This window comes from Acinetobacter sp. 197, from assembly GCF_048148385.1.
Taxonomy (GTDB): domain Bacteria; phylum Pseudomonadota; class Gammaproteobacteria; order Pseudomonadales; family Moraxellaceae; genus Acinetobacter; species Acinetobacter pecorum.
Map to the genome: position 1 here is coordinate 147149 of NZ_JAYWZK010000008.1, position 24848 is coordinate 171996.

Sequence of the window (24848 nt, forward strand, 5' to 3'; positions counted from 1 at the left end):
TTGGAGAAAATTGAATGGCTCGTATTGCCGGTGTAAACATTCCGGATAACAAGCATGCTGTTATCTCTCTAACGTATATCTTTGGTATTGGCCGCCATACTTCAAAAGCTATCTTAGCTGCTGCTGGTATTGCTCCAACTACTAAGATCCGTGAATTAGATGACGCTCAGCTTGATGCGATTCGTGCAGAAGTTGCTAAGGTTCCGACCGAAGGTGATTTACGTCGCGAAATTTCCATGAACATTAAACGTTTAATGGATTTAGGCTGCTACCGCGGTCTTCGTCATCGTCGCAGCTTGCCTGTCCGCGGTCAACGCACCAAAACTAACGCACGTACCCGTAAAGGTCCGCGCAAACCTATTAAGAAATAAGATTTCTGGAAGCTAAAAGATGGCTAAAGATACTCGCGCACGCAAGAAGGTCACTCGTACCGTCTCTGAAGGTGTCGCACACATTCACGCTTCTTTTAATAACACCATTGTGACTATTACCGATCGTCAAGGTAATGCACTGGCTTGGGCCACTTCAGGTGGACAAGGCTTCCGTGGATCACGTAAATCAACTCCGTTTGCTGCTCAAGTAGCTGCTGAAGTTGCTGGTAAAGCTGCTTTAGATTACGGTTTGAAAAACTTGGACGTCCTTGTAAAAGGTCCTGGTCCTGGTCGTGAATCTGCGGTTCGTGCTTTAGGTGCAGTGGGTTATAAAATTAATAGCATTACCGATGTGACTCCAATTCCTCACAACGGTTGCCGTCCACCTAAAAAACGTCGCGTGTAAGGAGAAACATTCATGGCTCGTTATATTGGTCCAAAATGCAAACTCTCTCGTCGCGAAGGGACAGACCTGCAACTTAAATCAGGCGTTAAACCGTTTGATGTTAAGACTAAAAAACATGCGAAAGCTCCTGGCCAGCACGGCGGGGCTCGTGGTGGTAAACAATCTGAGTACTCACTACAATTACGCGAAAAACAAAAAGTACGTCGCATGTACGGTGTTTTAGAGCGTCAATTTAGTAACTACTATAAAGAAGCTGCTCGTGTTAAAGGCGCAACTGGTGAAAACCTGTTGAAGCTACTTGAAAGCCGTCTTGATAACGTCGTTTATCGTATGGGTTTCGGTTCTACTCGTGCAGAAGCTCGTCAGTTAGTATCTCACCGTAGCATCACTTTGAATGGCCGTCGTGTTAACATTGCGTCTATCCAAGTTAAAGCGGGTGATGTGATCGCAGTTCACGAAGGCGCTAAACAACAATTACGTATTAAAAACGCAATTGAATTGGCGACTCAACGTGGCTTGCCTTCTTGGATGGAAATTGACCATTCTAAATTAGAAGGTACGTTCAAATCTGCACCGGATCGTTCTGATTTACCTGCTGAAATCAACGAAAGCTTGATTGTAGAATTGTATTCTAAATAATCCTTGAGGAAGCAATATGACGCGTACTGCAAATGAGTTTCTAACTCCGCAAGCGATTAAGGTCGAAGCGGCAAGCGGGACCTCGGCAAAAGTTATTCTAGAACCATTAGAGCGTGGCTTTGGTCATACTCTTGGTAATGCTTTACGTCGCATTCTTCTTTCTTCTCTACCTGGCGCAGCTGTGGTAGAAGTTGAGATTGAAGGGGTCGAGCACGAGTACAGTACTTTGGAAGGCTTGCAGCAGGACATCGTCGAGCTCTTGCTGAACCTAAAAGGATTGTCGATTAAGCTGTTCGATCAAAATGAAGCTTATTTAACATTAGAGAAACAAGGTGCAGGCGACGTAACTGCGGCTGACCTTCGTTTACCTCATAATGTTGAAGTGGTTAACCCTGAACATTTGATCGGTACTTTAAGTGCCTCAGGCTCATTAAAAATGCGCCTGAAAGTGGCTCAAGGCCGTGGCTACGAAACTTCTGATTCACGCTTCCCAGAAGGCGAAACTCGCCCAGTGGGTCGCTTGCAGTTAGATGCTTCTTACAGCCCAATCAAACGTGTTTCATATACCGTGGAAAACGCGCGTGTGGAACAACGTACTGACCTTGATAAACTGATCATTGATCTTGAAACCAATGGTACTGTTGATCCTGAAGAAGCAATCCGCAAAGCGGCAACAATCTTGCAACAACAAATTGCAATCTTTGTTGACCTTCAGAAAGATCAAGCACCTGTGGCTCAAGAACCTCGTGAAGAAGTTGACCCAATCTTGCTTCGCCCAGTAGATGATCTAGAGCTAACTGTTCGTTCTGCTAACTGTTTGAAAGCAGAAAACATTTACTACATTGGTGATCTTGTACAGCGTACCGAAGTTGAGTTGCTTAAAACTCCTAACTTGGGTAAAAAATCGCTTACTGAGATCAAAGATGTTCTGGCTTCTAAAGGCTTACAACTCGGCATGCGTTTAGAGAACTGGCCACCGGCTAGTCTCCGTATGGACGATCGTTTCGCCTATCGTAGCCGTTAATTAAGTAGGACTATCACCATGCGTCATCGTAATAGTGGTGTGAAATTAGGCCGTACAAGCAGTCATCGTAAAGCGATGTTCCAAAATATGGCTAACTCTTTGTTCGAGCACGAGTTGATCAAAACAACTGTGCCTAAAGCAAAAGAGTTACGTCGTGTAGCTGAGCCTTTAATCACTTTAGCTAAAAACGATACAGTAGCAAACCGTCGTTTGGCGTTTGCTCGTACTCGTTCAGCAGCAACTGTTGGTAAATTATTTACCGTTCTTGGCCCTCGTTACAAAGAGCGTAACGGCGGTTATCTACGTGTTCTTAAAGCGGGCTTCCGTGCAGGTGATGCTGCACCGATGGCTTACGTTGAGCTAGTAGATCGCGAAGTTAACTAATTTCGTGAAGAATAACGTAAGTTGTTCAAAAAGGTCGGTTGAATAAACCGGCCTTTTTTAATGCCTGAAAACTTTATTTGAATAAATCTGAATTTGGTTTACCTATACATCCTGCATAATTGATTTGGCCTCAAAAGATAAAAAAATAGTGGCTTTTTAATCAACTTGACATTGTGTATTGTCAGTTTTGTGATTTAATTAAAACCGATAGCATCGCTTAGGTAAAAGAACAATATGGAAAAGCAGGTAGATATTTTAATTGTGGGTGCGGGGATCTCGGGGATTGGTCTGGCAGTGCATCTTTCTAAACATTGTCCACAACGCTCTTTTGATATTATTGAACGTCGTGAGAGTATTGGCGGAACTTGGGATCTGTTTAAATATCCGGGTATCCGTTCCGATTCTGACATGTCAACTTTTGGTTTTAATTTCAAGCCTTGGCAGAAGGAAAGTGTGCTTGCCGATGGAGCGTCCATCAAAGGCTATCTCTCTGAAGTGGTAGAAGAGTTTAAACTTCAGCCAAAAATCCATTTCCAGCATCGGGTGCTGAGTGCCAATTATGATTCTGCCACCTGCAAATGGTCAGTAGAGATTTTGGATGCGCAGGGCAAGAAGCAGATCTGGATCGCTAACTTCGTACTAGGTTGTACCGGTTATTATAATTATGACCAAGGTTTCCAGCCGGAGTTTCCAAATCAGCAGGCATTCAAGGGGGAATTCATTCATCCGCAGCACTGGCCGGAAAATTTAAACTATAAGGGCAAAAAAGTGGTCATCATTGGCAGTGGTGCCACTGCGATTACTTTGGTGCCTGCCATGGCTAAAGGTGGAGCAGGTCATGTGACCATGTTGCAGCGTTCACCGACTTATATTGCCTCTGTGCCTTCTGTCGATTTTATATATTCAAAAATGCGTAAATATCTGCCTGAAGATCTGGCTTATAAGCTGACGCGGGCGCGTAACATTGGTATGCAGCGTGGAATTTATGCCCTGGCACAAAAGCAACCCAAATTGTTAAAAACGCTGTTGCTTAAATCAGTAAAATTTCAACTGAAAGGTAAAGTGGACATGAAACACTTTACCCCGAATTATGAGCCTTGGGATCAGCGTCTGTGTGTAGTGCCAGATGGTGACCTGTTTAAAATCTTACGTGAAGGGCAGGCATCAGTTACAACCGATCAGATAGAAACTTTTACCGAAACCGGGATTCAGCTGAAATCGGGTCAACATCTGGATGCTGATATTATTGTCTCTGCCACTGGCCTGAACATACAAATTCTTGGCGGGATTCAGGCGACGATGGATGGTCAGCCTGTCGATACCTCGCAGCATATGCTGTATAGAGGCGTTATGGTGAGTGACCTTCCGAATATGGCGCTGATTATTGGCTATATTAATGCTTCCTGGACGCTTAAAGTGGACATTGCAGCAGAATATATTTGCCGTTTGCTTAACCATATGGACCAACAACATTTTGATGAAGTCATTGCAACAGGCGATGCCACGGAACTGATGGATGATACTGTGATGGGCAGTCTGACATCGGGATATATTGCCCGTGCAGCAAATGTGATGCCAAAGCAGGGTAAACATGCTCCGTGGAAAGTCAGCAATAATTATCTCGCCGACCGTAAGGAACTGAAACAGGCTTCGTTTGAAGATGGCGTGCTGAAATTCAGGAAAAAGAGCAATGCACTTAATCATAAGCCGCGTCTGGTTTCTTGAATTTGAATTTTTAGCGTACAGAAAAAGGAGTCCTGAGTGACTCCTTTTTAATTCGTCGGTTTTACAGTGAGCGCGCGATGAGTTCTTTCATGATTTCATTGGTACCCGCATAAATCCGGTTGGCACGGTTATCGATATAAGCCCGGGCAATTGGATATTCCAGCATATAACCATAGCCGCCATGCAGTTGCAGACATTCATCTACGACTTTGCTGTACATTTCTGAAATCTTGTATTTGGCCGCAGCAGCGGCATCCACACCCAGTTCCTGCTTGAGTTGCAGCTGCATACAGCGATCCAGATAAGCGCGGCAGACATCGATCTCGGTACGCAGTTCTGCCAGTTTAAAACGGGTATTTTGGAAATGGCTGATGCTCTTGCCGAATGCCTGACGTTCCTTGGTATATTTTACTGTGTGGGCAAAAGCCGCTTCAGCACCTGCCTGACAGATAATCGCTACAATCAGGCGTTCCCAGGCCAGTTCCTTCATCAGCATCATAAAGCCCATGCCTTCCAGACCAAGCAGGTTTTCTTTGGGAACCCGAACATTGTCAAAAAACAGTTCGCAGGTATCCTGGCCTTTCATACCGATTTTATTTAAGGGCTTGCCTTTACTAAATCCCGGCCGGTCGGCTTCGACCATCATCAAGGAGAGATTGGCCGAGCCTTTGTCACTATTACCTGTTTTACAGACCACAATGGCCATATCGCAAAGATAGCCATTGGTAATAAAGATCTTGGAACCATTAATGACATAGTCTTCGCCATCCAGTACTGCCGAGGTGCGCACTGCTTGCAGGTCAGAGCCCGTGCCTGGTTCAGTCATCGCAATAGCGGTGACGACTTCCCCGGAAGCCATTTGGGGTAGCCATTGCTGTTTTTGAGCTTCATTGCCAAAGTTCAGCAGATAATTGGCGACGATATCCGAATGCAGGGAAAACCCGGTGGCTGAGTCTCCGGCATAGGCCTGTTCTTCAATCAAGATCATGCTATACAGCCGATCTACGCCAGAGCCGCCATATTGTTCAGGCATGGTCGCACAGAGTAAACCAAGCTCACCAGCTTTATTCCATAGCTCTCGATCTACATGTTGCTGGTCTTCAAAACGTTCGGTATGTGGAATAACTTCCTTTTCATAAAACTTGCGTACCGTTTCGCGAAAAGCTTCATGCTCGGCAGTAAAAAGTTGGCGGGGCAGCATGGGAGTAAGCGGGCGAATGGCTGCAGATTGCATCTTGTTATTCCTTATTTTGATCGGTTTACTTTAACTTAGGTCAAGCTGGGAACAGCGGCAATGAGCGGAATGTTCAAATCAGCTAAATCTGCTGATGCTTTTGGTCATTTCTATGAAATCCCTCGAAATTCAGTTGATGCTTCAGGTAAACTATTCGGGTTTATAACGAATTGGGGAAATTCGATGACTGATGACATTAGCTTGGAAGAGCGCAAAGTGATTTACCGTGCGCGTCGTGGTTTAAAAGAACTGGATGTCTATTTTGATCCCTACGTCAAAAATTACTATCTGAATGCTGAATCTTTTGAAAAGCAGATGTTTGCAGAGCTGGTGGAGCAGGAAGACCCAGATTTGCTGGACTGGTTTATGGAAGTATCCGAGCCGCCGCGTCCTGAACTGAAAGATTTTATCAAGAAGCTTAAATTTTACGTTCATGGATAATCGCTGCTTCAAGCTGAAACGCAGTCTGTGTGCATTGGCGTTTCAGCTTTTTATTTTTGCACTGTTAATGTATTTGCTCTATCAGTTACTACCGTTTGCACTCTGGTTGCTGTGCGCACTCGCAGGACTGCTGGTGTACCATCTGTTTTACCGCAAGACGCCACAAATTGAGCAGTTTGAATATCTGGATGGCCGTGAATGGTCATTGACTGCCAAAGCAATGCCAACCCATCGGGTGTCTATTAGTCATGTCATTGATCATCAGGCATATATTGTGGTGTATTTCCAGCATGCCAAGGCTCGGCCTTTACTGATCTGGTGTGATCAATTGCCACTCAAGCAATGGAAAGCTTTAAAAGTATTGACTAAATTAATTTAATTGTAAGACAAATGTTTTTTAATTATTTTATTAAAATTTAAAATAAACAAATACTTAGATTGTTATGGTCTTTTTGTTGTCAGACAAAAATCAAGGTTAATTCATGACTTAGATGAATTGTCTGACAATTTATCCCCTGTGTTTTATTTTTAGCCTGTACATTGAGCCTACCAACAGCAAATACGGGAGACCCTGATGGAATTTCCAGTGTGGATGTTTCTGATTGTAGCGATTGTTTTGGCCCTGGTAATTGGACGAATCGGGACAGTGCTGAAGGATAAATTTTCATCTTAATCAAGCAGGGTTTAAACCACTTCTCTGTTTGTACAGTTAATAAGTAGCATGTGCTGAACCGTCGCAATGCTACTTTTTTTTGCCCAAAATTTGGGATTCTCCTAAATACAGTCAATTGCAGTGTGGTCATTTAATGGCAAAGTGTCTGGTCTAAATTAGAGTAAATACTCTTTTATTCACAAAATGCTTCTGATATCTTTAGCAGAAAGATGGACATAATCACAATTATAGAGGACAGGAAAATGTCAGGCGTCCGTAAAATATGCCAAGGTATGGCGACTATTGCAATAACAACAACAGTTTTGACGGGATGTTCTCAGGTTATTAAAACTGGTGCCAATGTGGCACTGGGTTTCACCGAAAATCATATCGTCCCACCGATTTTAGCGATGGATGATGCTGAAATGGTGTGCAATTCAGGAAATTCTTTAACGCCGGCCATTATGGCAACCAAAGAAATGGGAGCAGATCCAACCCGGGTGGCTGTACTGATGTATTCAGCTGCCGGTATTTGTGCTGAACAAAAAGCACTTGAAGCCGAGTTGCGCTATTTACGTGCTTCAAAAACCAATCAGGTAGCAGAAGCCCAGGATGCCCGGATCGAGCAGAAGCGCTGGGCGGCACTGGCAGCACAGCGTCAGTATACCGGTTATCAGCTGTTTCAAAGCCGTTATGAAAAGAAATATCAAAAAGCCTTGGGTGAAGAATGCCCGCGCATGAACAGTGACATCGAGCAAACCGTTTATCTGCTGGGCATGCTCAGTGGCTTGCAGGCCATGACCAATGATATTAACTCGGGTGGTGCAGTGCATGTACCAAAAGATATTGCTGCCGTGGTCGAGCGAGGCATGGTTTGTCTGGATAACGCGAAATTCTGGGGTGCACCGAATGCCACTCGTGCGGTGATCTGGACCTTGTTGCCAGGCGCCGGGGATGGTAAACCTGACCCTTACCAAACCTTAAAACAATCTACACAAATTGGTGAGCAAAAAGGTGTACGTTTATCTCATGCCTTATATGCCGTAGCCGCACAGGCCAGTGGTGATGATGCCAAAGTCCGCGATGCCCTTAAAACTTTTGCTCAGGCCCGTACTGAAGACAAACCGGTCAATCCACAATTCAAGCTGATTGACAGTATGGCTGCAATTATGGTCAGCGGTATATCTGATCGCTATTGGACAGAACATACCGGTGTACGCAGTGGCGATGATGGTATGCAACGTTTCTGGGATGAGTCAGATAGCTCTTCCGAACTCGATGAGTTGTTCAGCGCGGATTTGTAAGCAGTACCATATAGGCTTCAGGAGTGAACTCCAAACTAGAGAACCAAGGAGGGCAATAGGCCGATGCTAGAGCAACATTTTCGACAAAAAATTATTTTTCTAGCGGCTTTTGTCTCTCTTTGTGCTTGTCTGCAAATTTTCAAGGACGATTTCATTTATTGGCGAGAGAGTCTGCTTGGTGAATTCTGGCGACTCTGGACAGCGCACTGGGTACATGTGAGCTGGATTCATTACTTTCTAAACATTCTCGCCTTTATCTGTTTACCTTTCATTTTTCCACGCGCTACCGTCTGGCATTTCTGTGCCATTTTGCTGATCTTGCCACCGTTGATCAGTTTAAGCTTTTATTTTTTCTTGCCGAATATTGAAGCATATGCAGGGTTGTCAGGAGTATTACACGGGGCTTATGTAGCAGTAGCCTGTGTGCATTTGCAGTATAAGCGGGAACGTGGATTTGCGGCGCTGGTGCTGTTTCTCATCTTGGCCAAACTGGTCTGGGAAAATACCATTGGTAATTCCGGAACAGCCCAACTCATTGGTAGTCCAGTGCTGGTAGAAGCACATTTACTGGGGGTGATCTGGGGGGTGATTCTGGCAGTCATTTATATTGTGACCAATTATTTTAGGGATAGCTAAAGTGTAGGAATAGACAGCTACTTGGCAGAAAAAACTAAAAGAAAATATAAATTGTCATTTTTATTATGCCGGTTTTCATGCAGATTCAAAACATAGAATAAATATCCTGACTTTTGAAAAGGAATTTTCGGGAGCAGAAGGCAAGATCAGCGATCTGGATCAAGCGACAGGCCGCTAAAACAATAATAGGAAAACATATGCAAAATGATGATCAAAACAGATCAGGACTAGGTCTGTTGCGTTATATATGGACAGAGTGGATCTCGACCTTTGTCGTGCTGGTTTTACTTTTGCTCACTTTGATTATCGGCACCGGGGAAATGATTCACGGCCAGTTGCTGCGTATGGGCGAGCGTATTTACGGCGATCCGGCAACCGGAATGCAATATTCATTTTTACGTGCTGAACCGACACGCCCACAATGTGAACGTAATATCAATGTCGATCAGCGTGTTCAGCAACAGATGAAAGCCGATGCGGCCGATGAATATGCCGATTTCTTTGGCGTGCGCTCGGAAGCGGATGTCCGTGCTGCGGTGTTGCAGGCACAGCAGGTCTGTGAAGAATCCTACCTGTTTTATGACAAAGCCATTCAGCATGTAGAAGCGCATCCAAGTATTCGGGCTTATCGGACATTTGAAACCTCTTTCTTTGGCATATTCAAGTTTGGTACTGAAAACCGGGCTTTGCTTCTGGTCATCATGGTGGTTTTCGCTGCAATCAGTGCCACCCTAAAAACCCATCATATTGGCCTACGCAGTCCAAGTACCCGAATGGACTTTAAAGTCTATTCGGTGGCCATGCTGGTTGCTAATGCTTTTCTGGCATTCTCATCTTATAGCCAATACCAGTCTGTGTTGAATTCGGGTGTGGCGATGGGCGAAATGAAATACATCTACTGGCTGTGGATGATTCTGTTTAGCACACTCACTCTAATTAGCCTTTATCAGGTCATCAAACCACCGAAACCGACACGTGAGGGTGGTAATTTTGGTCTGGCCTTTCTGAGTGTGCCGCTGTATGCCTATATGGCCATTACTACCGGGATAAACTTTACGTTCTTTATGGACTATCCAATGGGACAGGGGATTTACCTCGGTCAATTGGTAGAATTTTCTAGTATCTTCCTGAATCTGGCTTTGTTTATCTGGGCCGGTATGTTGTTGAAACAGACTCGTGTCGTGGACATGTTCCTGAATATTCTGCGTCCTTGGAATCTGGCACCTGAAACCCTGACCTGGTTAATCCTGCTGGCCGCTGCATTACCAACCGCCTATACCGGAGCATCAGGGATTTTCGTCATTGCCGCAGGTGCGATTATTTATAAGGAAGTCTGGAATGCGGGTGGACGCCGTCAGTTTGCACTGGCGGCCACAGCCATGTCCGGTTCACTGGGCGTAGTCTTACGCCCGTGTTTGCTGATCGTCGTCGTGGCTTCACTGAATAAAGAAGTCACCACCGATTTGCTGTATCACTACGGGATTTATGTCTTCCTGCTCAGTTCGACTTTATTCCTGGTAATTTCCCTGTTCTTTGCAGAAAATAAATTCCGGATTGCTGCACCTACTGTAGCTGCGCCTCAATCCGGGCGTGCCTTCGTTGCAGTTATTCCTTATATCGTGATTTTCATTCTGATCTGGCTATTCTATAAATATGCCTTGTCGACTGATCTGAATGAATTTACTGCACCTGTGATGATGCCAGTCATTCTGCTGATGATTGTCCTGTTCGACAAGCTGCGCCACGAACCTGCGCCACTACCGGCAGTGGGGCATTGGGATGACACCTTGACCGCGACTTTAAACTCCAGATCGGCTCCTGAGCTTGCAACAGCCGGTGCGGTGACCAATGCAGAATATCGTGAAGCTGAACATAGCGAACAAGCAGGCAAAGAACTGGTGGTTGATCATGGTGTGCAGCGTTCAAAAGCGACTGAAATTTTACGTCATGTCGGTTTCTGGAAATCTATGCATATTTCTACCAGTGAAACTGTAGGACATATTGGTGCGCTGGTGATCCTGATGGCACTTTCAGTGAGTGTTGGTGGCTTGCTGGAACGTATGGAAATTATGGAAGCCTTTCCGACTGATATCAGCAGTACCATTCTGGTGATATCACTGATTGTCGGCTTGATGATTTTTGTCGGGATGATCATGGATCCATTCGGAGCGGTCATTCTGATCTCTGCAACGGTTGCTCCAGTGGCTTATCAATACGGCATTCATCCGGTTCATTTCTGGATGATTACCCTGATTGGTTTCGAGCTGGGTTATGTGACGCCGCCAGTGGCACTGAATCATTTACTGGCCAGGCAGTCGATTGGCGATGCCGAAGTGGCTGAAGCCGATGCAGAAGTACGACACTTGTCTTTCTATTACCGTTATGAACGCTGGATTTTGCCGGTGATTGTGTTGCTGCCTGCGATGCTGATCATTGCTTATGTACCTTATATCTTTAAGTTGTTCGGCTGGTATCAATAAAAGAAAAGCAATAAAAAAGCACCTACGGGTGCTTTTTTATTTATTTGATTTAAATTCTTTAATCAAATTTTGGATGAATTCAGGCGCTTTTGCAGGATCGAACTACACAGCAAAATGGCACAGAAAATCAGACCTAGCCCGATCAGACTATATAGGTCCGGAACTTCATGCCAGAACAGAAAGCCCCACATGCCAGCAAAGAAAATTGCCACATAGTTGACTGGTCCAATCTGTCCTGCCGGAGCCAGTTTATAAGCATTGGACATGAAGAGCTGACTGAAATTGGCCAAAAGGCCGGCAGCGACAAGAAAGCTGAGTTCTTTCAGGGTATAAGGTCGCCACAGCCAGAACATCGGAATCACGGAAATCAATGTGCCAATAAAACAGAAATAAAACACGATTTTTTCTGGTGACTCGGTTTTGGTCAGTGCCCGAACCGTGACAAACGCCATCGCGGCCAGAAAGCTGGCACCCAAACCAATGGCTGACATCAGGTTGAATAAACCAGAATCCGGTTTGGCGACACAGAGTACCCCGATAAAACCAATCAGAGCTGCGGCTAACATGCTTGTTGTGATTTTTTCCTTGAGAAATAGCCAGGCAATCAGTGGAATAAAAATCGGGGAAGAGTAGGTGAAGACCATGGCATTGGAGAGTTTTAAGTGCGCGATGGCATAAAAAAAGCCGTACATGGCAGTCAGACCGACCACTGCACGCCAGGTGTGCATCCACAGTTTTTCAGTCTTAAAAAAACCAATTCCCTTGTTAAAAATGAAAGGCAGAAAAATAAACAGCCCGACAAAGTTTCGAAAGAAAACCACGGTAGCATTATCAACCGTTGCCGAGGCATAACGGATGCACACGCCCATGACTGAAAACAGGAAGGCAGAGCAGGTCAGTAACAGAACGGCTTTGAGCAGATGTGGAGTGGCTGGGGCGGACATGCAAACAACTGAGCTAGAAGATCTGACGATATTCTAGCTGAAAAACCCCAACCTATTCTGACTATTGTGCCAGTTGTGCTTCGAGTAACTTGATTTGTTCTTCTTTAAGTTTAATCAGCTCATCAGCAGTACTGTGCTGTTGCTTCAGGCTTTTTTCCTGTTCATCAAGCTGCAGCTGAATATCTTCCAGTCGGGCAATTTCCTCTTTGGCCAAGGTGGCATTGCTGGTAACTTCTTCTGTCATAATAGAAGCATCTACTAGCACATTGTCAGAACTAAGCGCATCTGTTACTTCTGGCTTGGTAGCCTTTTCAGAATTTTCAGAAATGGTCTGCGGTGCCGGTGCATTGATCAGGTCGCCCTGATGTGTTGGCAACGTTTCATTTTGTGTGAGAAAGAATTGTATAATTATCCAAACAGCAATAATCACAACAATTAATCCGCTCACTATTCCCCATAAAAGTTTAGGATTTTGTCGATGATCTGGAGTCATTTAGGTTCCCGAAATTATTTTTTTGGCTGACGGGGTTTAAACTGAATCACACCAATTTCATCTGGAACTTCAGGTGACTCAGGTTCATCGATATGAGTAGGACGATTTTCTTCATACCCACATTCGATACATTCAATCCATTCAGCTTCACCATTGGTCAGCATGACGATCCGATCCAATGCCTGACATTTAGGACATTTTGCGCCTGCAATGAAACGGCGTTTGAGAGTCATCATGCTTACCCTGTGATTAACTTAAAAACGTAGTTTAAGCGTTTTTAGAGCCGTTCGTCCAACCTTGATGACGCAGTAATGCATCTATTTTTGGCTCGCGTCCACGGAAATTGATAAATGCGTCAAGTGCTGTATCTTTTCCGCCAACTGCTAGAATTTTTTGTCTAAACTGCTTTCCAGTTTCAGTATTAAAAATCCCTTCTTCTTCAAAGCGGTCGAAGGCATCACTGGCCAAAACTTCAGCCCATTTATAGGAATAATATCCCGCTGCATAACCGCCGGCGAAAATATGACTGAAGCTGTTTTGGAAACGGTTATAGTCAGTGGTCGGCAAAACTGCATACTTTTCGCGGATTTCATTCAAAGTATCCTGAACCTGCGCTGCATTTAAGGCTGGATTGGCACGGTGGATACTCAGGTCAAACAGGGCAAATTCAAGCTGACGCAGGGTTTGCATGCCAGACTGGAAAAAACGTGCATCGAGTAGGGCTTTGAGCAATTCAGCCGGTAGGGATTCTTGGGTGTCGATGTGTTCACTGAGCACATCCAGACTTTCCTGATCCCAGGCCCAGAACTCCATAAACTGGCTTGGCAGCTCAACCGCATCCCAGGCTACGCCATGGGTACCAGCTACCGCAATATTGTCTACCTCTGTCAGCATATGATGCAGGCCATGACCAAATTCATGGAACAGGGTAATCACTTCATCATGGCTCAGTAGTGCAGGACGACTACCGACAGGAGGAGTGAAGTTACCGACCATATAGCAAATCGGCTTTTGCAGGCCGTCACTGGTCTGCATACGGGAACGGAAGCCACTCATCCAGGCACCGCCACGTTTGCCCTGGCGTGCATACAGATCGAGATAGAAGCCGCCAATCACCTGACCTTGATCTTCCAGTTCAAAATAATGTGCATCCGGATGCCAAACCGGTGCATCACGTTCAATTGCCTGTATCCCATACAGACGATTCACAATACTGAACAGGCCTTGCAGGATTTTTGGCGCAGGGAAATAAGGTTTAAGTGCTTCCTGTGACAGGTTAAATTGCTGCATTTTCAGCTTTTCAGAATAATAGCTGCTGTCCCAGGGTTGCAGGTCACTAATGCCATCTTCAGCAGCAATTGCTTTCAGTTCACTAACTTCTTTCTCTGCCGGTACACGGGCATGTTCTGCCAGATCACGCAGGAATTCATCTACCGCCTCTACACTCGGTGCCATTTTGCTGGCTAAGGACAATTCCGCATAATTATTAAAACCAAGCAGCTTCGCCATTTCCAGACGTAAACTGAGAATTTCTTCGATCAAGGCAGTATTGTCAAACTCGGTCTGCCCAGACTGATCTGATGCTCGCGTCACATACGCCTTATAGAGCTCTTCACGCAGAGGACGATTTTCTGCATGGGTCATGATTGCCAGATAGGATGGAAAATCCAGGGTAGCCACCGGTTGATCCAGTTCATGCTGCTTGCCATACTGTTTGAGCAGTTCAATATTGTTTGCCGATAAGCCCGCTAGTTCATCTTCATTTAATGGTCTGAAGTAGGCTTGAGTGGCATCCAATACATGATTCGAAAAATCTGAAGACAATTGGGACAGGCGCGCAGAAATTTCCGCAAAGCGCTTTTTCGCTTCTCCTTCCAATGCCACACCAGACAGTTTGAAATCACGTAAGGCCAGTTTGATGGCACTTTGCTGTGCGGCCGGGAGTTCATTAAAGATGGGTGCATCATGAATATGCTGATAAGTCTGATACAGTGCGGTATGTTGACCGAGTTGCGTATAGTATTCGCTTAGACCGGGTAATAAGGCCTGATAGACATCACGTGTTTCCGCATTGTTTTTCACGGCGTTGAGATGTGAAAGAATACCCCAAGCCTCACTCATATTATTTTCGAGTGTGTCGACATGTTCCAAAATGGCAAGCTGTTCCTGAGCTGATTCAGGTGTTTCGGTAAGTTCATTCAGGAATTTTTGACCTTCAGCAATACAGCTTTCAATCTTTTGTTTAAGTTCTTCTAGGGTAATCTGATCAAATTGCGGAACAGGCAAAGTTGCCTTTTCTAAAGTCATGTCGTTTCTGCCAAATTAATTTTCAGTGTTAAATTTAGATGTAGGGCTTCTAGTGAGAGAAATCAAGGCAGTTACAGTTTTTTCTCTAGCTTTGTATTTAATATTTTCAATTCTTTATTAATATTTTGAAGTTGTTCAATAAATCCACCCTCAGATGAGGGTAAGCCTTCTAATTCATTTATATCAATTGTAGAGATGTCAGTGATTTTTGTTTTCTAAAGATTCAAAGGGTGCTTATACAAATATGTAATAGTGAATGTTATAGGGGAGTTATCTAATGAATCTTTTAAGCCCCCATATTGCCCCCAATCGTATAAGCTCTGATTGGGTGGGAATACTTTGACTCCATTTTTAAAAATTCCAGTTTCAAAATATTGTTTTTCAGAATTTAATTTTTCAATTCCAAATGCTGCATGAGGGATCAGTCGATCACTAGATATTTTTACATTATGAGCGATGGACTTTCCAATATTTTTAACATGAAGTTGGATTACGGATTCTTTCCCATAATGAGGGGTAGCAAAAATAATAATTTGTGGTTGCTGATCGGACTTAAATACTGCATAGGTTACAAGCAGAGCCATAAGAGAAATGATTATTGTTAGAATATTAATAACTTCCAATTTATAATTCCTTTTTATTTCTAGTTAGTATCTTGATTATAAATAAAAAAGAGCGCCGTAGCGCTCTTTTTAAACTGTCACAGATTATTCAGTCTTGGCTTTTGCATTGGACTTTTTCTTTTTAACCTTGGCCTTTTTCTTTACTTTACCTTTATCCTTTGCTTCAGACTTTCCTGCAGATGATTTAGCAGGCTTGTTGCTGTAAGAGCTGGGTTTTCCTTTGCCTTTTTTGCGTCGTCTGGGTTGTTCTCCATCAGCGTTCAGGTTGGATTTAGACTCACGCTCATTGCTGCCAAACACTTCTTCTGTGGTAGTAGGACGTGGTAACGGTTTTTTCTCGCTTACTCGCGGTGCACGGGCACGGACTGCACGGCCGGCATGACTGAGCTGTTGGATCAGTTCAAAATCAATCTTGCGCTCTTCCAGATTTACACCGGCAACCTTGATCTTGACTTCATCCCCTAATCCAAAAATCTGACCGCGGTTCTGGCCGACCAGATTCTGGCTGCTTTGGTCATAGACAAAGAAGTCATCGCCCAACTGGCTGACATGTACCATACCATCGACATAAAGGTCTTTTAGCGTGACAAACAGGCCGAATTCTGCCGTCGCACTGACAATGCCCACAAACTCTTCACCCAGATGCTGCTGCATATAGTGACATTTAAGCCAGGTGGTTACAGAGCGGGAAGCTTCATCAGCACGGCGTTCTGTTGCAGAGAAATGTTCACCGGCAGCCTCTAAAGCCCCGCCTGAAAGTGGAGATGGCTTGTGATTTAAATGTGCTTTGATGGCACGATGCAATAACAGATCCGGATAACGGCGAATTGGCGAGGTGAAATGTGTATAGGCTTCATATGCCAGACCGTAATGGCCGGCATTGTTGGCACCATAATAAGCCTGCATCATGGAACGCAGTAACACGGAATGAATACTTGGTGCATCAATCCGTTCTTTGGTCGCTTCAATCACCGCCTGATAATCTTTCTGAGTCGGCTGTTCCGGGAAATTCAAACCCAACAGCTTGACGAAATCACGGACTTTCTGGATACGCGAAAACTCAGGTGGCTCATGCACGCGGTACAACATTGGCATTTCATTTTTTAATGCATATTCTGCGGCTGCCACGTTGGCCAGCAACATACATTCTTCAATCAGCTTATGTGCATCATTACGGGTGCGTGGAAGAATTTCTTTAATTCCACCCATTTCGTCGAAGGTCATGTAAGTTTCTACAGTTTCAAATTCCATGGCATGCCGTTCAGAACGTAAGCCTTTGAGAACCTGATAAAGCTGGAACAGGGTATTGATCGACTTGCGAACTTCACGGTCTTCGGTAATGGCCTGGCTGTCGCCTTCCAGATACTGTGCGACCTGATCATAGGTCAAACGTGCCTTGGAATGCATTACCGATGGATAGAACTCAAAACCGGTCACACGACCAGCACGTGACAGTTTTAAATCACAGACCATACATAAACGGTCAACGTTCGGATTTAAAGAACACAGGCCATTGGATAGGGCTTCAGGTAACATCGGTAAAACGAAGTGCGGGAAGTAGACAGATGTACCGCGTTCCTGGGCTTCATCATCCAGCGGCTTGCCTGGACGTACATAATGGCTGACATCGGCAATCGCCACGACTACACGATAACCACCACCTGGACGTTTTTCGGCATAAACGGCATCATCAAAGTCACGCGCATCTTCACCATCAATGGTCACTAGTGCCAGATCTCGAAGATCAACACGGCCTTCGCGATCTTTCTCTGTCGGTTCCTTGAAGCTTTCAGCTTCTTTAATTACTTCTTTCGGAAATTCATAAGGCAGGCCATATTCCAGAATGGTTTGTGGAATGATGATCTCGGTATCGGCCTTGTCTGCCATCGACTGCACAATATGGCCGGTTGCAAATTCTTCTTTGGTCGGGTAGCGATCAATCGCAACGCGAATAGAATCACCGACTTTGACCTTGGCATGTTCAATTAGCTCTTTTTCCAGGGTAATCGGCTGATGTGCATTTGGAGCAGCCGGCTGAACAAAGTATTCACCTTCATACTCTGATACTTTACCAATGATCTCTTTGACACGATGCTGCAAAACTTCGGTAATAAAGCCCCAAGACTTACCTTTACGGTCCACTGAAGTCTGGCGTACTTTAACCCGGTCACCATTAAAGACCTGACGCAGTTCACGCTCAGGGAGCAGCAAATCATCTTCACCTGAAATATTGGCGGTACCGCTTCCCTTTGAGTTGATATAGACCGTTGCTTCATGCTCGGGCTGTTCTGCCGCAATCTGGAACTTATAACCGTCTTTCATCAGTTGGCCGTCACGTACCATCGCAATCAGACGATGGCTCAGGGCATCAATACTTTTTTGATCAGCAATTTCAAAATGTTCGACCAGGTCTGCATGGGACTGGGCATTGTTCTTTTCGATAGTTTCTAAAATCAGCGTGCGGCTAGGGATAGGGTTGTCATAACGTTCGGCTTCAGCTTTTGCTTCAGGATCGACCCAGTTTTTCATCATGTCTTTAAATTTATCTTAGGAGATAGGTTTAGCATAAAACATGTATGCGCAGACTGCACGTAAATGATTGCAATAATCCATTTAAGTTTTCAATTTTCTATTAATTTTCGATAACTGGAAATTTATGCAGTTTTTTCGCTATCAAAATGCACGAAAAATCGAGGAATTGCTTAAAAAGTATTTAAACGAGCAAAAATATGCACTTTTTTTTGATGCTGCGCTTGCAGTGCCATGCCGAAATTTGTATTATGGCCGCACGTTACGGTGAGATGGGTGAGTGGCTGAAACCACGTCCCTGCTAAGGACGCATACGGGTAACTGTATCGAGGGTTCGAATCCCTCTCTCACCGCCACGCTTACTTACATCGCGCGCTCATAGCTCAGCTGGATAGAGCACTTGGCTACGAACTAAGGGGTCGGGAGTTCGAATCTCTCTGAGCGCACCAAGTAAGTTAAGCAGAAAAACGTATCGCCAACCTAGGCACACAAGTTACGCGCTCATAGCTCAGCTGGATAGAGCACTTGGCTACGAACTAAGGGGTCGGGAGTTCGAATCTCTCTGAGCGCACCAACTTGAACAATCAACCGCACATGTTGCGGTTTTTTTGTGCCTAAAATTTACAGAAACACCAGACATCACGTGCTAAAAATAAGTCTCAGGCGATTTAATAAAAATAAAGGCAGTCGTGATGAGAAAAATCATTGTCCAGGAATTTTTGACCCTAGATGGCGTGATGCAGGGGCCCGGAGGCCCGAAAGAAGATCTATCTGGTGGTTTTCAATATGGTGGCTGGGTGGCGCCGTATTTTAATGCGGAACCTGATCCGGCATTTGATGCCATCATGCAAAACTGGATGCAGCCCTCCGATATTCTTTTAGGAAAAAATACTTTTCAGATTTTTGAATCTTACTGGCCCACACATGCTGAAGACTGGCCGGGAATTAATGATGTCAATAAATATGTTCTTTCTACCAGTCTGGAGCACTCGGACTGGCAAAATACGATCTTTCTAAAAAGTATTGATGAGATCATTAACCTGAAGGCTTCAGGGGAGGGGAATATTCGTGTATATGGTAGTGCTGCAGTGGTACAGGCGCTTTTCAAATATGAGCTTGTGGACGAACTTCGTCTGCTGACTTTTCCAATTATACTGGGTGTTGGCAAACGCCTGTTTAATCATGAATCAATACCCGCCGCTTTTCAGTTGATAGACCACTTGGCTAGCTCAAATGGTGTTGTGTTTGCGTATTATCAAAGGGCAGGCGCAGTAAAGACCGGAACAATAGGCGAGTGATAAAGCGTACAAGGATGATGGTTATCTGATATTTGAATTCTATTCTGGTTGGATACCTGGTTGAGAATACTGAGAGCTGACCTATTGTGTGCTGCTGAAATTTTTTGGAAATCCAGCTTTCTGGTCGAATTAATTAAGTGCTTTTAGCTCTAAATTTGCAGAAGTTTTCGGCAGAAAGTTGTGAATATTGCTGCATCGTTTAATTACTGTACGTTCGGTTGAGATTTTATTAAAAAACACTTAACAAGACTGAAAAAACTCGTATAATGCACCCCATCAAGACGTCGCGCTCATAGCTCAGCTGGATAGAGCACTTGGCTACGAACTAAGGGGTCGGGAGTTCGAATCTCTCTGAGCGCACCAATCTTGATAAAGAATTCTGAAAAAACCGCACAGTGATGCGGTTTTTTTACATCTGTAGTTTTTTAATTTTTCATATAAAAAACCAATAACTCTCTGCCTCCTTCTTATCTTAATTTCTGCTGCACTTTCAGTGCATAAACGGTATTGCCACCCACTGCAGGTAAAACATCATGATAGGGCATACTGCGCATGGCTCTTAATAAGAACGGTGCCTGATCGTGAATCTTCATACTGCTGGTAATTTGAAATAAGGTACCTTGTGACTGCGGTAATAAGCGCATGCCACCTTTCACAAACTTCAAGTCGCCGCCATTGGCATTGAACTGGTTTTGCAGGGAATCAGGCTGGTAAAAACGCATCTTGAAGTTAAATGGAATCTGAATCACTCCTAAACCGACCGACACCTTATAGTTGGCATCTATATTCTGAGGATTGACCGGCTTAAGTTCGACCTTCTTGATCTGCCGGGGAAAAAGCTGCTGGGTTGCTTCAGCTGCTAACCACGGCCGCAATTTTTCGACCGGATGCGCAAAATATTGATAGGTGCTACTAAATCTTAAATTTTCTGAGACTTTTCCTTCTTTGACCAGATAGTTCGGCAAAATGAAACTGACCGGTTGCCCAGACTTCTGGCTGATCTGGGCAATTTTTTGTAGCTGTTGAGGGTTGAATCTCAGTTGCGGAATCGGAGTTGCTAGTGCTGCTGTATGCTCGGTTTTAAAGCGTTGTTGTAGTGCTTCCAGCAGAAATGCATTGGTACTCGGCGGAATGCCGAGTTTGGCTTCAGGCAGCGCATTCAGGATTTTACTGAATAAAAAGCCTTTGGGCTGGTTCAGGTCGCCCCATTGGGTGACAGTCACCAGCGTTCTATGCGAACCCAGTGCAAACCATTCCAGTTTTCCTGCACCATAGGGAATTGGCGCATCGATAATTAAGGTGCTGATGCTGTTATCACCCAGATGATGCTGCATTACTACAGTTTCTTTAAAGTTTAACACCGGAATCGGGGTTGGGATATGAACCTGATATTTAACCTGCTGAATCGAACCCTGCTGCTCCAGCACTTTGGCTGACTTTAATGTCGGAAACAGACCCACATAATTCGGATAATGTTGCAGCAATTTTTCGACCTGAGCTTCAGCTACCGGCAATACCACAGCCGCACTATAAAACTGTGCCTTGCTGGGTGCATTGCTGTTTAAGGTCGGAAGCTGGGTTTTAGATGAGGGATGCGCATAAATCAGAATCCGCTCGCCGGTTAACTCTGCCAGCTGGTGAGCATTTCCCTGATAGGCACTCAGACTGCTCGGCAGTTCGGCATTCCAGGGAATAATCTTGGCCAGTGCTGTGGTAGAGGTTCCTAAAAGAACACTGATGACTATGCATTGCTTTAATCCGTTCATTCAGCAACCTGTTACATATTTTTTGTTTTAATTGCTATTTATTTAAAACCAAAAGCACGAAATTCCAAAGCAAAGTTATGTAATTGATGTGACAGGCCATAAGCGCTGTGTATATTTTGGTATAGTATTGGGCAAGATTTTATTTTTTGATGTGATGCTATGACTGAGTCAGCACCGACTTTATCGACCCGTTATTTTCTGACTTTAGAAGAATCTCAGGATGGTTTTGCCCTGGCAACGTTTGGTAAAAAACAGATTTCACGTTTTCTGACACCTCTGGTCAGTATCGGGATTATCATCTGGGGTTTTTCGATGGGCTTTGATGGCGTCGGACGTTATTACGTGGCTTTGGGAGCATTCTTCCTGATCCTGCAAGGCATCATGCGTTACTGGTTCCTGCCGATGATGTTTAAGCGCCAGTTTATTAAATATCAGTTTGGTAAAAGCGAACAGGGTATTGATCTGTATCAGGACTATGCGGAAATTTTTACCAATGATCGTAGCAAGCTGGTGCCATATAGCGAAGTGCAGAATTTTGCTGTCGGTAAACTCACTTATATGCTGGAATTAAAAAACCGTACCGTGGTTATTGTGCCGAAGCGTGCATTTAAGGATGGCACTGAACAGAGCATGTTTGAGCATACATTTAAAAAATAATTCAGATATCTACCAAAGGGAAGTTTTGATCATGAGCACACGTCCGTCCAAAATTGTTTGTGTGGGTCGCAGTTATGCCGATCATGCCAAGGAACTCGGTAATGCGATCCCTGATCGGCCGGTATTATTCATCAAACCACCGAGTGCCTTAACTTCGCTTGAAGCAGGCATTGAATGGAATCCTGAATGGGGTAACTGCCATTATGAATGCGAGTTGAGTTTGCGTATTGACCGGACTTTAAGCAAGGAAAATGATCCTGAAAAAGCCCTGCAGGCAGTAGGTGCTGTGACTTTAGGTCTGGACTTAACGCTGCGTGATTTACAAGATGATCATAAGAAAAAAGGTCAGCCTTGGGAACGAGCCAAAGCCTTTGATGGTTCCTGCCTGTTGTCGGACTGGGTGCCTGTAGCGGATGTGGTTACTGACTGGAAAGATGTGCACTACACACTTGAAATTAATAATGAGCTGCGTCAAAAAGGCGATACCGCTTTACTGATTTTTGATATTGCGACTCTGCTGGCTGAGATTAGTCAGGTCTTTACTTTAGAAGAGGGCGATGTGGTAATGACCGGTACACCGGCAGGCGTTGCGGCATTACATTCGGGTGATCAGCTCAAAATGACTCTTAAAGGTAAGTCTCAGGATTATATCTGGACGACTTTTGTTAAATAATCCCGGTATTTTATATTGTTCAAGCTAAAGGACTGCAAATGCAGTCCTTTTTATCGCCTCGTCATTCAGGCGGTGGCTGAGAATTACGGTGGTTGCGGGGAAGCCTGCTTGTAAATCCATCGATGTCATTAAAAAATCCTCTCGAGCGAGAGGATTTTTTCTATTTACGTCGGAACAATTCGGATAGCGGGAAACTGAGTTTTTCTTCCAGATACTGATCTGCTTCCTGTAACTTGGGCGAGAAATTTTGCATCCAGATATCATCAGGCTGGGTATTGATAAGATGGTTTTTGCGTGGCAGTGGATAGGGCAGTTGCGAATAAAAATTCCAGAAGCTCACCTGATCCAGGTCGCGGACCAGCACATATTCATTCTCATCGGTACGTTTGATCAGATTCTGCTTTTCGAACATTTCGACATAGCTCGGCCAGCGACCAATTTCATCTCGGCCCAGCACTTCCAGCGCTTGCGCTTCACTGATACTTTCACCCGTTTTTTGCTTTTTATAAAAGAGCTCTAATAAATCCAGCAGCATGACGATCGGATGGCGTTTGTTGTCCTGACCAGATTCAAAAGCGGTCAGGGCATAACTGATCTCAACTCCCAATAATACAATAATCCATGACAGATAAATCCAGAGCAGGAAAATTGGCACAGCGGCGAAGGCACCATAGACAATTTCATAACTGGTAAAGTTTGTCATGATCCAGCCAAACAGGTTTTTCAGCAGTTCAAATACTACTGCACTAAACAGGCCTGCAATAAAGGCAGATTTAATCGGTACGCTGCGATTCGGAATGGTCCAGTTCAGAATGAAAAAACCGAGTACTGTCAACGAAAAGGAAATTGCCCAGAGAACAAAAGCGCCATCTAGTTCATAACCGGAAAAATTGTTGCTGAGAATGCTCAGGGACGCTACAGTCGAGGAAATCACAAATGCACTGCCCAGTAAAATTGGTCCCAGCGAAATGATGGTCCAGTAACGCATAAATCCTATAATCCCGCCTCGCGTTTCAGTCACACGCCAAATCCGGTTAAATGCCGTTTCGATACTGCTCAGCATCAATACTGTCGTCACAAACAGGAACAGAATACCAATGATGGTGAGATTGCTGGATTTGTCGGTAAAGGCATTTAGGGCTTTATCAAATGCAATGGTGGTTTTAGGTAAAAAGTTACTGTAAATCAGCTGTTGCAATTGCTGCCGCGCAGGTTCTAGTGCTTTAATTGAAGAAATAATTACCAGAAAAACTGTCAGCATCGGCACCACCGCAAACAGGGTGGTATAAGTCAATGAACCTGCCTGTTCGCGACAGCGGTCTGCTTCAAAACGTCGTAATACAAATAAAACAAATTGAAACCAGTGTTTTTCATAGAAAGGTAATTTCTTTAAATACTTATCAATCATCTGCATCCAATCTCAATTTTTTTAATCATCATGAATTTTCATCATCAGCTTAACCAAAAAACTTGCAAAGTATCGTATAGTTTTATTTTTTTTAGTAATGAATAAGAACCATGATGCAACCTTATGTCCTTGTTTTATATTACAGCAAATATGGCTCAACCAAAGAAATGGCGCATTTGATTGCCAATGGAATTGAAGCGGCAGGCGTGGCAGTGAAAATCAGGACGGTTCCCAATATATCCAGCATGGTAAAAGTCGCGGAACCAAGCATTCCGGAAGAAGGAGACATTTACTGCACTCTGGATGATCTTGCGCAATGTGCCGGTCTGGCACTGGGTTCACCGACTCGTTTTGGCAACATGGCTTCTGAAATGAAGTATTTTTGGGATCAGACCACAAGTCTATGGCTGAATGGCGCTTTGCATGGTAAGCCTGCTTGCGTGTTTACGGCGTCAGGTTCCATGCATGGCGGACAGGAAAGTACTTTGCTAAGCATGCTGCCGCCGTTGTTTCATCATGGCATGATGATCATGGGGCTTAGCAATGCAACATCGGCACTATCGAATACCAAAACTGGCGGTACACCTTATGGTGCCAGTCATGTCAGCGGCCCCAGGCATGATCAGGGCTTAAGTCAGGATGAAAAAATTCTGTGTGAAGTACAGGGCAAGGGTCTGGGTGAGGTTGTACTGAAGCTCAATCAAGGCTGATCAAGCTCTCGCAGGAAATGAAGTACTCACTTCATTTCCTCAATTATATTAAGCTTCTTTTTGATCTTTTTGATCTTTTTGATCTTTTTGATCTTTTTGATCTTTTTGATCTTTTTGATCTTTTTGATCTTTTTGATCTTTTTG

The 24848-nt window shown here is 44.4% G+C and carries 24 protein-coding genes and 4 tRNA genes; 19 read left to right on the top strand and 9 right to left on the bottom strand.

Annotated elements, in window-relative coordinates:
• Positions 1-14: 14 nt before the first annotated feature.
• The 6 genes from rpsM (at position 15) to VXQ11_RS09975 (ending at position 4549) form a co-directional block, all read left to right on the top strand.
• Positions 15-371, top strand: a complete 357-nt coding sequence (rpsM, locus tag VXQ11_RS09950) for a 30S ribosomal protein S13 (protein WP_004281492.1) — start codon at positions 15-17, stop codon at positions 369-371.
• Between the two features lie 19 nt (positions 372-390).
• Positions 391-777 (top strand): 30S ribosomal protein S11, encoded by a 387-nt coding sequence (gene rpsK, locus VXQ11_RS09955; protein WP_004281491.1) that lies wholly within the window; start codon positions 391-393, stop codon positions 775-777.
• Positions 778-789: 12 nt separating this feature from the next.
• The gene (rpsD, locus tag VXQ11_RS09960; protein WP_064094516.1) at positions 790-1416 is read left to right on the top strand and encodes a 30S ribosomal protein S4; all 627 of its coding nucleotides are present in this window, start codon (positions 790-792) and stop codon (positions 1414-1416) included.
• 16 nt (positions 1417-1432) lie between these two features.
• A complete protein-coding gene (locus tag VXQ11_RS09965; protein ID WP_004281489.1) occupies positions 1433-2440 on the top strand; it encodes a DNA-directed RNA polymerase subunit alpha in 1008 nt (335 codons plus the stop codon).
• An 18-nt stretch (positions 2441-2458) separates the two neighbouring features.
• Positions 2459-2824, top strand: a complete 366-nt coding sequence (rplQ, locus tag VXQ11_RS09970) for a 50S ribosomal protein L17 (RefSeq protein ID WP_004281488.1) — start codon at positions 2459-2461, stop codon at positions 2822-2824.
• Positions 2825-3058: 234 nt separating this feature from the next.
• Entirely contained in the window at positions 3059-4549 is a 1491-nt protein-coding gene (locus tag VXQ11_RS09975) for a flavin-containing monooxygenase (RefSeq protein WP_064094515.1), read from the top strand.
• A gap of 61 nt (positions 4550-4610) precedes the next feature.
• Here the strand turns inward: VXQ11_RS09975 and VXQ11_RS09980 are convergent, their stop codons facing one another.
• Entirely contained in the window at positions 4611-5783 is a 1173-nt protein-coding gene (locus VXQ11_RS09980) for an acyl-CoA dehydrogenase family protein (protein ID WP_416705928.1), read from the bottom strand.
• Between the two features lie 183 nt (positions 5784-5966).
• Here VXQ11_RS09980 and VXQ11_RS09985 point away from each other — a divergent pair, with 183 nt between their 5' ends.
• The 5 genes from VXQ11_RS09985 to VXQ11_RS10005 all read left to right on the top strand — a co-directional run bounded on the left by VXQ11_RS09985 (position 5967) and on the right by VXQ11_RS10005 (position 11296).
• A complete protein-coding gene (locus VXQ11_RS09985) occupies positions 5967-6224 on the top strand; it encodes a succinate dehydrogenase assembly factor 2 (protein WP_416705929.1) in 258 nt (85 codons plus the stop codon).
• Positions 6217-6603, top strand: coding sequence for a hypothetical protein (locus VXQ11_RS09990; protein ID WP_416705930.1), 387 nt, complete (start codon positions 6217-6219; stop codon positions 6601-6603). Before VXQ11_RS09985 ends, VXQ11_RS09990 begins: the two co-directional genes overlap by 8 nt.
• A 536-nt stretch (positions 6604-7139) precedes the next feature.
• Positions 7140-8180, top strand: a complete 1041-nt coding sequence (locus VXQ11_RS09995) for a hypothetical protein (RefSeq protein ID WP_416680887.1) — start codon at positions 7140-7142, stop codon at positions 8178-8180.
• A 63-nt stretch (positions 8181-8243) separates the two neighbouring features.
• Complete coding sequence (gene rrtA / locus VXQ11_RS10000) at positions 8244-8816, top strand: rhombosortase (RefSeq protein WP_416705931.1); 573 nt, start codon at positions 8244-8246, stop codon at positions 8814-8816.
• 197 nt (positions 8817-9013) lie between these two features.
• Positions 9014-11296, top strand: coding sequence for a TRAP transporter large permease subunit (locus VXQ11_RS10005; protein WP_416705932.1), 2283 nt, complete (start codon positions 9014-9016; stop codon positions 11294-11296).
• A gap of 62 nt (positions 11297-11358) precedes the next feature.
• On the opposite strand, the gene VXQ11_RS10010 is transcribed toward VXQ11_RS10005, so the two are convergent.
• The 6 genes from VXQ11_RS10010 to rnr form a co-directional block, all read right to left on the bottom strand.
• Positions 11359-12240 (bottom strand): DMT family transporter, encoded by an 882-nt coding sequence (locus tag VXQ11_RS10010; protein ID WP_416705934.1) that lies wholly within the window; start codon positions 12238-12240, stop codon positions 11359-11361.
• A 61-nt stretch (positions 12241-12301) separates the two neighbouring features.
• Positions 12302-12733: a hypothetical protein gene (locus tag VXQ11_RS10015; RefSeq protein ID WP_416705936.1), complete on the bottom strand. Its 432-nt coding sequence runs from the start codon at positions 12731-12733 to the stop codon at positions 12302-12304.
• Positions 12734-12747: 14 nt separating this feature from the next.
• A complete protein-coding gene (locus tag VXQ11_RS10020; RefSeq protein ID WP_064094507.1) occupies positions 12748-12969 on the bottom strand; it encodes a YheV family putative zinc ribbon protein in 222 nt (73 codons plus the stop codon).
• Positions 12970-13000: 31 nt separating this feature from the next.
• Positions 13001-15040 carry a M3 family metallopeptidase gene (locus tag VXQ11_RS10025; RefSeq protein ID WP_416705937.1) on the bottom strand — a complete coding sequence of 680 codons (2040 nt, stop codon included), beginning with the start codon at positions 15038-15040 and terminating at the stop codon, positions 13001-13003.
• Between the two features lie 215 nt (positions 15041-15255).
• Entirely contained in the window at positions 15256-15663 is a 408-nt protein-coding gene (locus tag VXQ11_RS10030) for a hypothetical protein (RefSeq protein ID WP_416705938.1), read from the bottom strand.
• An 84-nt stretch (positions 15664-15747) separates the two neighbouring features.
• On the bottom strand, positions 15748-18195 hold the full coding sequence (gene rnr / locus VXQ11_RS10035) for a ribonuclease R (RefSeq protein WP_416705939.1): 2448 nt from the start codon (positions 18193-18195) through the stop codon (positions 15748-15750).
• 263 nt (positions 18196-18458) lie between these two features.
• On the opposite strand from rnr, the gene VXQ11_RS10040 reads away from it, so the two are divergent.
• The 5 genes from VXQ11_RS10040 (at position 18459) to VXQ11_RS10060 (ending at position 19853) form a co-directional block, all read left to right on the top strand.
• Positions 18459-18548 (top strand) — tRNA-Ser (locus VXQ11_RS10040).
• A gap of 16 nt (positions 18549-18564) precedes the next feature.
• Positions 18565-18641, top strand: a tRNA-Arg gene (locus VXQ11_RS10045).
• A gap of 48 nt (positions 18642-18689) precedes the next feature.
• Positions 18690-18766, top strand: a tRNA-Arg gene (locus tag VXQ11_RS10050).
• 118 nt (positions 18767-18884) lie between these two features.
• Positions 18885-19490: a dihydrofolate reductase family protein gene (locus VXQ11_RS10055; protein WP_416680883.1), complete on the top strand. Its 606-nt coding sequence runs from the start codon at positions 18885-18887 to the stop codon at positions 19488-19490.
• 286 nt (positions 19491-19776) lie between these two features.
• A tRNA-Arg gene (locus VXQ11_RS10060) sits at positions 19777-19853 on the top strand.
• Positions 19854-19957: 104 nt separating this feature from the next.
• On the opposite strand, the gene VXQ11_RS10065 is transcribed toward VXQ11_RS10060, so the two are convergent.
• Positions 19958-21256, bottom strand: coding sequence for a hypothetical protein (locus VXQ11_RS10065; RefSeq protein WP_064094503.1), 1299 nt, complete (start codon positions 21254-21256; stop codon positions 19958-19960).
• Positions 21257-21415: 159 nt separating this feature from the next.
• On the opposite strand from VXQ11_RS10065, the gene VXQ11_RS10070 reads away from it, so the two are divergent.
• Together VXQ11_RS10070 and VXQ11_RS10075 are read left to right on the top strand one after the other, a co-directional pair.
• On the top strand, positions 21416-21913 hold the full coding sequence (locus VXQ11_RS10070; protein WP_064094502.1) for a YcxB family protein: 498 nt from the start codon (positions 21416-21418) through the stop codon (positions 21911-21913).
• A 31-nt stretch (positions 21914-21944) separates the two neighbouring features.
• Complete coding sequence (locus tag VXQ11_RS10075) at positions 21945-22586, top strand: fumarylacetoacetate hydrolase family protein (RefSeq protein ID WP_064094501.1); 642 nt, start codon at positions 21945-21947, stop codon at positions 22584-22586.
• A gap of 160 nt (positions 22587-22746) precedes the next feature.
• Here the strand turns inward: VXQ11_RS10075 and VXQ11_RS10080 are convergent, their stop codons facing one another.
• Positions 22747-23994: a YihY family inner membrane protein gene (locus VXQ11_RS10080; protein WP_064095160.1), complete on the bottom strand. Its 1248-nt coding sequence runs from the start codon at positions 23992-23994 to the stop codon at positions 22747-22749.
• Between the two features lie 110 nt (positions 23995-24104).
• On the opposite strand from VXQ11_RS10080, the gene wrbA reads away from it, so the two are divergent.
• Entirely contained in the window at positions 24105-24704 is a 600-nt protein-coding gene (gene wrbA, locus VXQ11_RS10085; RefSeq protein ID WP_416705940.1) for an NAD(P)H:quinone oxidoreductase, read from the top strand.
• Positions 24705-24848: the final 144 nt, after the last annotated feature.

Coding starts and splice junctions, on each gene's coding strand:
- VXQ11_RS09995 (WP_416680887.1), top strand. CDS start 7,140: ATGTCAGGCGTCCGTAAAATATGCCAAGGTATGGCGACTATTGCAATA.
- VXQ11_RS10010 (WP_416705934.1), bottom strand. CDS start 12,240: ATGTCCGCCCCAGCCACTCCACATCTGCTCAAAGCCGTTCTGTTACTG.
- VXQ11_RS10070 (WP_064094502.1), top strand. CDS start 21,416: ATGACTGAGTCAGCACCGACTTTATCGACCCGTTATTTTCTGACTTTA.
- VXQ11_RS10005 (WP_416705932.1), top strand. CDS start 9,014: ATGCAAAATGATGATCAAAACAGATCAGGACTAGGTCTGTTGCGTTAT.
- VXQ11_RS09985 (WP_416705929.1), top strand. CDS start 5,967: ATGACTGATGACATTAGCTTGGAAGAGCGCAAAGTGATTTACCGTGCG.
- VXQ11_RS10025 (WP_416705937.1), bottom strand. CDS start 15,040: ATGACTTTAGAAAAGGCAACTTTGCCTGTTCCGCAATTTGATCAGATT.
- VXQ11_RS10075 (WP_064094501.1), top strand. CDS start 21,945: ATGAGCACACGTCCGTCCAAAATTGTTTGTGTGGGTCGCAGTTATGCC.
- wrbA (WP_416705940.1), top strand. CDS start 24,105: ATGATGCAACCTTATGTCCTTGTTTTATATTACAGCAAATATGGCTCA.
- rpsM (WP_004281492.1), top strand. CDS start 15: ATGGCTCGTATTGCCGGTGTAAACATTCCGGATAACAAGCATGCTGTT.
- VXQ11_RS10015 (WP_416705936.1), bottom strand. CDS start 12,733: ATGACTCCAGATCATCGACAAAATCCTAAACTTTTATGGGGAATAGTG.
- VXQ11_RS09975 (WP_064094515.1), top strand. CDS start 3,059: ATGGAAAAGCAGGTAGATATTTTAATTGTGGGTGCGGGGATCTCGGGG.
- VXQ11_RS09990 (WP_416705930.1), top strand. CDS start 6,217: ATGGATAATCGCTGCTTCAAGCTGAAACGCAGTCTGTGTGCATTGGCG.
- VXQ11_RS10080 (WP_064095160.1), bottom strand. CDS start 23,994: ATGATTGATAAGTATTTAAAGAAATTACCTTTCTATGAAAAACACTGG.
- VXQ11_RS10020 (WP_064094507.1), bottom strand. CDS start 12,969: ATGATGACTCTCAAACGCCGTTTCATTGCAGGCGCAAAATGTCCTAAA.
- VXQ11_RS10055 (WP_416680883.1), top strand. CDS start 18,885: ATGAGAAAAATCATTGTCCAGGAATTTTTGACCCTAGATGGCGTGATG.
- rpsK (WP_004281491.1), top strand. CDS start 391: ATGGCTAAAGATACTCGCGCACGCAAGAAGGTCACTCGTACCGTCTCT.
- rpsD (WP_064094516.1), top strand. CDS start 790: ATGGCTCGTTATATTGGTCCAAAATGCAAACTCTCTCGTCGCGAAGGG.
- VXQ11_RS09980 (WP_416705928.1), bottom strand. CDS start 5,783: ATGCAATCTGCAGCCATTCGCCCGCTTACTCCCATGCTGCCCCGCCAA.
- VXQ11_RS10065 (WP_064094503.1), bottom strand. CDS start 21,256: ATGAACGGATTAAAGCAATGCATAGTCATCAGTGTTCTTTTAGGAACC.
- rrtA (WP_416705931.1), top strand. CDS start 8,244: ATGCTAGAGCAACATTTTCGACAAAAAATTATTTTTCTAGCGGCTTTT.
- rplQ (WP_004281488.1), top strand. CDS start 2,459: ATGCGTCATCGTAATAGTGGTGTGAAATTAGGCCGTACAAGCAGTCAT.
- VXQ11_RS09965 (WP_004281489.1), top strand. CDS start 1,433: ATGACGCGTACTGCAAATGAGTTTCTAACTCCGCAAGCGATTAAGGTC.
- rnr (WP_416705939.1), bottom strand. CDS start 18,195: ATGATGAAAAACTGGGTCGATCCTGAAGCAAAAGCTGAAGCCGAACGT.